Source organism: Demequina sp., from assembly GCF_024642165.1.
In the GTDB taxonomy this organism is placed as follows: Bacteria; Actinomycetota; Actinomycetes; order Actinomycetales; family Demequinaceae; genus Demequina.
In genome coordinates, this window is record NZ_JAHEBP010000112.1 from 1 (window position 1) to 6,799 (window position 6,799).

Here is a 6,799-nt window from a genome sequence, read left to right on the forward strand (position 1 = left end):
CGCCACACGCTTCCGAGGGCGCTGGGGGGGAGAGCGCCGCCGGCGAGCAGGCAGGCCCGGAACCGGCGCCGGTCCTGCGCGAGCGTCTGCGCCTGCATGGCCCCGAGCGAGCAGCCCATGACCACGTCCGCGGACCGGTGCTTGCGAGCGGCGCTGTGCGCGGCCTCGAGAAGTGCGTCGTGCCCGATGTCCTGGGCGAACCGCACGCCGTCGTCCACGTCATCGAAGGTGGCACCCGCATAGCAGTCCGGCGCGTGGACCGTGTGCCCCTCCGCTCGGAGGCGCTCGGTGAAGGCCAGCAGCCCATCCGTGAGCCCCAGAGCGTGGTGGAAGAGCAGTATCTCGGCCATACCTCAGTCTTACGCTCCGCGACGTTCCGCGCGACCTTTAGCGGCGGCGCGTGGCGTGAATCTCGCGCAAGGTGAGTGCGCGTCCTACAGCTCGACCACGGCGATCTCTTCGGAGGTGGGCTGCGCGGAGCCGCCGTGCGGTTCCTCGGTGACGGCGAAGGCGACCACTCCGTTCATCTCCATGTCGAGCATCGTCACGAACGAGCCGTCGGAGTCGGGCATGAACGTGGGTCCGGCGTGCTTCGAGCCGTCCGCCATCACCACCCACAACTGGTACTCCATGCCGTCGTCGGGAGAGGGGCAATCGTCACCCATCGCGACCACGGACGCCATCTTCTCGCTCACCACCAGGTGGGCCGAGCCCAGCCCCAGGTCCATCGAGTGCGCGTCGGGCGCGCTCGCGACCATCATGACGTCCTGTTCCAGCGCCAACTGGGCGTTGCGGTCCGCGACCAGGCCGCCACCGATCACGCCCGCGACCGCGAGCACGGCCACCGATGCGGCGGCGACCGCGAGTCGCGGCCACAGGTGGCGGCGACGGGCTCGCTCGATGGGTACGACTGCGGCGGCCACCGGCTCCGGCGCCGGAGCCGCGTCGGCGGCCGGGCCGTCCGCGGGGGGAAGCTGCGCCGTGCGTCCGATCTCCTCGAATACGCGGGCGCGCAGCGCCGCCGGGGGAGCCGTCGACTCGGCGTCGGCCAGCACAGCCGTGGTCTCGAGGAGGCTGCCCAGCTCGAGCGAGCACTCCTCGCAGGCCGGCAGGTGCGCCTCGAACTCGGCGCGCTCGGCGGGCGTGACGGCGTCGACGGCGTAGGCGCCCAGCAGTCCGTGGACGTTGTCGCTCATGCCGTCACCTCCCATGCGTCTCGTAGTCGGATCACCGCGTCGCGGATCCGTGCCTTGGCCGTTCCCAGCGGGATGCCGAGTGATTCAGCCAACTGTCTATTGGTGTAGCCCTTGTAGTACGTGAGCTCGAGCGCCTCCCGCTGGAGGGGGGTGAGGACCTCGAGACCCTGCCGTACGCGCGCCGCCTGCCATTCGGCGTGCATCGTGTCGACCACGGTGTCCTGGTCCTCCACGGATGCGGAGTGCCGTGCGCCGTGTGCCACCAACCGGTTCGAGTGCGCCTGCTCCGTGCGCACTCGGTCCACCGCTCGGCGGTGCGCGATGGTGAGCACCCACGACCGCGCCGAGCCCTGCTCGGGCCTGAACCGCGCGGCCTGGCGCCACACCTCGACCAGCGCCTCCTGGGCGACGTCCTCGGCGATCTGGGGGTCCCGGACGATGCGCACGGCCAGACCGTGGACGGAGCCGGCCAGGCGGTTGTACAGGAGTTCGAAGGCGGCGGTGTCTCCGCGGCCCGCTCTCACGAGCAAGTCCGCGAGCTCGTCGGCGTCACGATGCGGGGACGGGCGGGCGCCGGGGCGCCGTGCGGCGTCGCCGTCCGCGGGCACCGCCCGCAGCGGCCTCGCGCGCCCGTCCGTGCTCATCCCGCCCTCCGCATCGTCCCGAGAGGGCCTAGCCCTCGTCCTCCATCATCGCGTCCTCGGACATCATCGCGTCCGGGGAGTGCGACTCCTCCGTCATCGCCTCGTCGTCCTCCATCATCGCGTCCTCCGACGCCATGGCATCGGGCGACGCGGACTCCTCCATCATCGCGTCCTCGGACGCCATGGCTTCCGGCGACATGGACTCCTCCATCATCGCGTCCTCCGACGTCGACGCGGCGGGCTCCGTGTCGCCGCAGGCGGCGAGCGTGGTGCCGGCGAGCAGGACCAGCGCCGGTACGGCCAGCGTGCGGATCCGGATCATGTTTCCTCCCTAGTGCCGCGCCTCGGATGTGGGGTGGCCCGGCATCAGGCGTTCGGTGCGCCTGCCCCGGGGGATGGGTCTCACCCGAAGGTGAAGGCGTACGCCTGCACGCCCTCGGAGAACTCGAGGTGCAGTGTGTCCTCGATAGGGTCGCCGATGTAGAGGTCGTACAGGTCGGGCGTGCCCGAGACCTCGACCACCTTGCGGTAGTCGGGATCGTCCTGGAACGTGACGGTGACGGTGCCCTCGCCCGCCAGCACCAGGTGCACGTCCGCGGCGTAGAAGGGCATGTCGATGCCCGCGCCGGCGCCCGCCTCCGAGTACTCGTCGGTCACGGTCCAGGTGCCGAAGAACCCCACTCCGCCGGGACCGGGCGAGAACGTGGTGCCGAAGTCGTGGGCCTCGTTGCGCGGGTAGTCGCCGTTCGCGTTGGGTCCTCCGCGCAGGTAACCCAGGTAGGTCTCGGGCGTCCTGCCGGAGGTGTGGTTGCCCGCGTCCGCGTTGACGAGTTCCTGCGGCGTGGTGTCGAGCAGCTCTTGGATGAGCCGTTCCGTGTCGTCGTAGGCGCCCTCGCCGTAATGGACCTGGCGCACCACGCCGTCCTGGTCGATGAGGTAGTGGGCGGGCCAGAACCGTTGATCCCACTCGCGCCACGTCTTGAAGTCGTTGTCGATGGCGATCGGGTACTGGATCCCGTAGCGGTCCGCCGCGTCCGCGACGTTGGACCTGACCTTCTCGAACGCGAACTCCGGGGAGTGCACCCCGATGATCACCAGGCCATCGTCGCGATACTTCTCATCCCAGCCCGTCAGGTACGGGAAGGTGCGCTGGCAGTTGATGCAGCTGTAGGTCCAGAAGTCGATGAGCACCACCTTGCCGCGCAGCTCCGCGAGGTCCAGCGGCTGGTCGCCCTCGGTGTTGAGCCACGACTCGATGCCCACCAGGTCGCGTGCCGGGCCGCAGTTCTGCAGGACGTCGCCGCGCTCCTCGCACGCGTCGAAGCCGATCGCGTCGCCGGTGACAGAGGTGTCGATGGCCTCGCGGCCGGCGAGCGTGTCGAGCTCGCCGCGCACCGAGTCGTTGTCCTCGATGCTGGTCTGGATGCCCGCCAGCCATCCCGGGACGATGCGCTGCAGCGGCTCCGCGACATTCGTCGCGATCACCAGCGCGGTGGCGAGCAGGACCCCGCCGGAGATGGTGCGGATCAGCTGGAGGCGCTCGCGGACCGCGGAGATCTTGCTGAACATGGCCTGGCCCGCGAAGCCGAACACCAGCAGCGGGATCGCGATGCCCACGCTGAACGAGAGCGTGAGCGCCACGAGGCCCCAGCTGACTCCATTGGTGGCCGCAAGGACCGTGATCGAGGCGAGGATCGGGCCGGCGCACGGCACGAACACGAGCCCCAGCGCGAGCCCCATCACGAAGCCGTTGCCGTCGCGCTTGAGCTGCGGAAGGCGGGTGTTCTGGAACGGGCGCTCCAGCAGGTGACCGATCGCCGGGATCATCAGGCCCAGGCCCACGATGGCGAGCACCACGATGCCGATCCAGCGCAGCAGGTCATCCGGCAGCCCCAGGCTGCTGAGCAGCACCCCGCCCAGCAGCGTGAACACCGCGAACGAGGTGGTGAGGCCGGCCACCACCACGGCCGGGCGGCGCCGGTTGTGAGCGCCGTCCTGGATCGAGCTGGTGAGAATCGCGGGGAGCACCGGGAGCACGCACGGGCTGATCGCGGTGATGAGCCCGGAGACGAGTCCGACGAGGATGAGAGTCAGCATGTCCGTGGTTCGGAGCGACGATGCGCGGGGATGGGCTGGGGTGCCACGTTTCCGAACGTAGCAGGCGCCTAGGCTGGGTTCATGACGATCGCTTTCGTGCTGGGCGGCGGGGGCGTGCGTGGCGCCACGGAGGTGGGGATGCTGCGCGCCCTGCTCGACGCCGGCATCGTCCCGCAGCTGGTGGTGGGCACCTCCATCGGAGCCATCAACGGCGCGGCCGTGGCGCAGGACCCGACTCTTGCCGTGGTGGACCGCCTCGAGAAGGCGTGGGCGTCGCCCACCGCGGCGGCGGTCTATGGCGAGAACTTCTACCGGCAGATGCGCAGGCTCGCGAAGTCGCGCACCCATCTCAATGACCCCGCCGCGCTGCGCGCCCTCATCGCCGACGTGCTGGGCGAGTCGACGCAGTTCTCCGACCTCCCGGTGCCGCTCGCGGTGTGCGCGGCGAGCATCGAGCGCGCCTCCGAGCACTGGTTCGACAGTGGGCCGGTGGTGGACGCCGTGCTCGCCTCGGCGTCGGTCCCCGCCGCGCTGCCGCCGATGAAGATCGGCGACGAGCACTTCGTCGACGGCGGCGTGGTGAACTCGATCCCGCTGGGCGAGGCCGTCTCGCGCGGCGCCACCACCATCTACGTGCTGCAGGTGGGCCGGATCGAGGAGCCCCTGCGTGTGCCCGACAAGCCCTCCGACGTGGCCCGCGTCGCCTTCGAGATCTCGCGGCGTCACCGCTTCCAGAGGGAACGGGCGGCCGTCCCGGCGCACGTCGATCTGCACGTGCTGCCCTATGGCGGCGGGCAGCCCGGCGACCACCGCATCGGCGCGTTCCGAAGGCTCGATGCGACCCACGCGCGGATCGAGGCGGCGCGTGCCGCCACCGCGGAGTACCTCGCCGGCGTGAGCGGTCGCGCGTGAGGCGGCACTGGTGGCGCCTGCCGCCCGTCTGGGTGCGCCGGCTGGTGCTGGCGCCCGCGATCGTGCTGGCCGCGTTCGTGTGGCTGCCCCTGGCCGTCTGGCTCGCCGTCGCGGTCGCCGCGATTGTCAGCTGGGCGCTGCCCGGGCGTCTTCGCATCACGCGTGTGGTGTGGCTCGCCGGCCTGTACCTCATGTGGGACGCGTTCAACGTGGTCGCGCTGGCGGCCCTGTGGGTGTGGTTCGGGTTCGGATGGAGGATCCGCACCGAACGCTCGCTGCGGGCGCACTATCTCTTCACGAGCGCGATGCTGCGCCTGCTGTTCGAGCAGGTCCGATGGACGCTGCGGCTCGAGATCGAGATCGAGGACGCCGATCTCGACTCGATCGCGCGGGGCAAGCCCGTCATCGTCGTGTGCCGGCACGCGGGCCCCGGCGACTCCTTCATCATCGTCGACGCCCTGCTCAACCGGTTCTCCCGGTACCCGGCCATCGTTCTCAAGGACACGCTGCAGTGGGATCCCGCCATCGACATCCTGCTCCACCGGATCCCGTCGCGCTTCATCACGCCGCGTCGGCACCGATCCGCGGGCGCGCCGGGCGGCACGGCGGCCATCGCCGAACTCGCCCGCGACATGGGCCCCGACGGCGCGCTGCTCATCTTTCCTGAGGGAGCCAACGCCACCCCCTCCCGCCGTGCCCGGCGCATCGGCGCGCTGCGCGCCGCGGGTCACCAGGAGCTCGCCGCCCGCGCCGAGGCGATGGGCCATGTGATGCCGCCGCACCCGGGCGGGGTGCTCGCCGCGATGGAGGCGCGACCCGACGCGACCGTGGTGGTGGTGGCGCACACCGGACTGGAACGGCTCTCGACGGTCGGGGACGTGTGGCGCGAGCTGCCCGTCGACAAGCGCATCGTCCTCAAGGGCTGGACCGCCGACCCGTCGACCATCCCGGCGACGCGGGAGGGCCGCGAGGAGTGGCTGTACGACTGGTGGGAGACGGTGGACGCGTGGATCGACGACCACCAGCCCCGGGTCTCGGCGACGGCGGAGTCGCGCCGGCCGTCCTCCTCGACGGCCTGAGCGGGCCGGGGGAGCGGGTACCCTGGCCCGATGTCGTCCACCTCGCAGGGCCGCCTTCTCGGCTTCGTGCTGGTCGCCCTGCAAGGAGTGATCTTCCTCGCCGTCGGGATCTCGGCGTTCGCGGACGGCCCCGCGATCCGTGGTTCGTGGTGGGCAGGATCCACCCTGGTGCTGCTGGGCGGGCTGGGCATGTTCTGGGCCGGCAAGGACCTGGGGCGGGCGCTCACCCCGATGCCCACGCCCAACGGCGCGGGACTGTCAGCCACCGGGATCTACGGGTATGTCCGTCATCCCATGTACGCGGCGATCATCGCGATCGCGCTCGGGCTTGCGATCGGCTCCGGGCGCGTGTGGACGTACGCGTTCGCCCTGCTCCTCGCCGTGTTCTTCGAGGCGAAGACCCGCGTCGAAGAGGGATTCCTCGCCTCCGCTTATGCGGGGTACGCCGACTACGCCTCGCGCACCGGCAAGTTCCTCCCCGGGCTCGGCAAGCGCCGAGCGTAGCCGGCGCGCCCTCTCCACAGCCTCACAAGTGGGGCTTATGTCCGGCAGGCCCGACCGTTATTGTCGGCGTCATGCGGTCTGTCCCCGGGGGGTCGATGGGACGCGTCGCCGCCGCGACGCTCGTGTCGGTGTGCGCGCTCGCGGCATGCACCGGCGATCCCGCGCCCATCGTGACGGACCTGCCGACGGTGTCGCCGTCTCCCGTGGCCAGCGTGACGCCCACGCCCGACCCGTCCGCGAGCCTGTCACCCATTGCGGCGCCGCTGAGCGACGAGCAGCTGCTCGCCCTCATGCCGCCGGGCGCCGGGCAGGCCGATGCGTTCGGGGCCCTGGTGACCGCGCAGTTCTTCCTCGAGCAGTACGCGCC

General features: G+C 71.1%; 7 protein-coding genes and 2 pseudogenes. 4 read left to right on the forward strand and 5 right to left on the reverse strand.

What is annotated here, in order from left to right; translation table 11 throughout:
* The 5 genes and pseudogenes from Q0L54_RS09490 to Q0L54_RS09510 all read right to left on the reverse strand — a co-directional run.
* Positions 1–350: pseudogene (locus tag Q0L54_RS09490) on the reverse strand (dienelactone hydrolase); the annotation flags it as partial.
* 84 nt (positions 351–434) lie between these two features.
* Positions 435–1,196, reverse strand: coding sequence for an anti-sigma factor (locus Q0L54_RS09495; RefSeq protein WP_296667568.1), 762 nt, complete (start codon positions 1,194–1,196; stop codon positions 435–437).
* A complete protein-coding gene (locus Q0L54_RS09500) occupies positions 1,193–1,840 on the reverse strand; it encodes a sigma-70 family RNA polymerase sigma factor (protein WP_296667570.1) in 648 nt (215 codons plus the stop codon). Before Q0L54_RS09500 ends, Q0L54_RS09495 begins: the two co-directional genes overlap by 4 nt.
* Before the next feature lie 28 nt (positions 1,841–1,868).
* Positions 1,869–2,162 (reverse strand): hypothetical protein, encoded by a 294-nt coding sequence (locus Q0L54_RS09505; RefSeq protein WP_296667571.1) that lies wholly within the window; start codon positions 2,160–2,162, stop codon positions 1,869–1,871.
* An 80-nt stretch (positions 2,163–2,242) separates the two neighbouring features.
* Positions 2,243–3,937: a cytochrome c biogenesis protein DipZ gene (locus Q0L54_RS09510; protein ID WP_296667573.1), complete on the reverse strand. Its 1,695-nt coding sequence runs from the start codon at positions 3,935–3,937 to the stop codon at positions 2,243–2,245.
* Positions 3,938–4,018: 81 nt separating this feature from the next.
* On the opposite strand from Q0L54_RS09510, the gene Q0L54_RS09515 reads away from it, so the two are divergent.
* The 4 genes and pseudogenes from Q0L54_RS09515 to Q0L54_RS09530 form a co-directional block, all read left to right on the forward strand.
* Positions 4,019–4,849, forward strand: coding sequence for a patatin-like phospholipase family protein (locus tag Q0L54_RS09515; RefSeq protein WP_296667575.1), 831 nt, complete (start codon positions 4,019–4,021; stop codon positions 4,847–4,849).
* Positions 4,846–5,928, forward strand: coding sequence for a 1-acyl-sn-glycerol-3-phosphate acyltransferase (locus tag Q0L54_RS09520; RefSeq protein WP_296667577.1), 1,083 nt, complete (start codon positions 4,846–4,848; stop codon positions 5,926–5,928). Before Q0L54_RS09515 ends, Q0L54_RS09520 begins: the two co-directional genes overlap by 4 nt.
* Positions 5,929–5,958: 30 nt before the next feature.
* Complete coding sequence (locus tag Q0L54_RS09525; RefSeq protein ID WP_296667579.1) at positions 5,959–6,432, forward strand: isoprenylcysteine carboxylmethyltransferase family protein; 474 nt, start codon at positions 5,959–5,961, stop codon at positions 6,430–6,432.
* A 71-nt stretch (positions 6,433–6,503) separates the two neighbouring features.
* Positions 6,504–6,799: pseudogene (locus tag Q0L54_RS09530) on the forward strand (hypothetical protein); the annotation flags it as partial.